This is a genomic window from Yersinia pekkanenii (assembly GCF_001152565.1).
In the GTDB taxonomy this organism is placed as follows: domain Bacteria; phylum Pseudomonadota; class Gammaproteobacteria; order Enterobacterales; family Enterobacteriaceae; genus Yersinia; species Yersinia pekkanenii.
In genome coordinates, this window is the sequence record NZ_CQAZ01000188.1 from 1 (window position 1) to 887 (window position 887).

An 887-nucleotide genomic window follows, 5' to 3' on the forward strand; every position below is an offset into this window, starting at 1 on the left:
ATCCGCAGCAGCTTCAGACTTCGGGCTTTGACTTCAAACGCCAACCCCGGCTCCCACTGCGGTAAGGTTAGCAATGCGCCACTGACATCAAGGTCACTCAGCAGATGCAGGGCCATATCGTTCTTACCGTATTGCTCCGCCACCCGGGCCATCACCAGACGCAGCAGCCACTGATGGCGCGCCGTGGTAATACCCGGACGGGATTGCAACCAGTTAAGTGCGGCTTCAATCCCTTCGCTGTCCGCCTGAGCCAGAGCTTCTGGCTCCAGCAACAGAATGCCATCTTCACCGGATGACACCACGGCAGCAGGTTCGCTGCCCCAGCCCGACACCGACTCCAGCACCTGCTGGTTTATCCACCCCAGCGTCACCTCATCGGCAAACGGCGTGCCGTCACTCCAGCATAGCCCTTCCAGCCCCGGCAGCCGGGTCAGTAACAGACGTAAATCCTGGGTGATACAAGCTGCCCAGCCATCGAATGGGGCTCCCGCTTTGCTGAGTGCCTGATGCAGATACCACTGCACATCGAGCCAGAAATGGTTGACCCCTTCGGCAAATATCGATTCCGCCTGTTCCAACAACTCCAGCCAGTTTTGTTGCAGATAAAGACGCTTGAGCAGCGCGCGATATTCCGGGCGCGGCGGTACCAGTCGGGTTCGTCCACTCACATCCAACGGCGGTGACTGGTGTACCGTATCCCAGCGCACGCTCTTGATGAGATGATGCCCGGAGAGCCACCCCTGCGGCTGGTTACGCAGGTATTTTGCCAGCGTTTTAGCCTGGTCGAGCAGGTCACGCCCCGACTGGACTGGCCGCAGCGCCGGTGAAGCCATGTTGGACTGGCCTTGACTCCCGGCCGCTGATGGCCCGCTGCTGTTTTGTGGCAC

General features: G+C 60.0%; 1 protein-coding gene. It reads right to left on the bottom strand.

Annotation, left to right across the window (positions count from 1 at the left end):
• On the bottom strand, positions 1-887 hold an 887-nt coding region (gene tssA, locus AEP37_RS23885; RefSeq protein ID WP_049615669.1), incomplete at both ends, for a type VI secretion system protein TssA.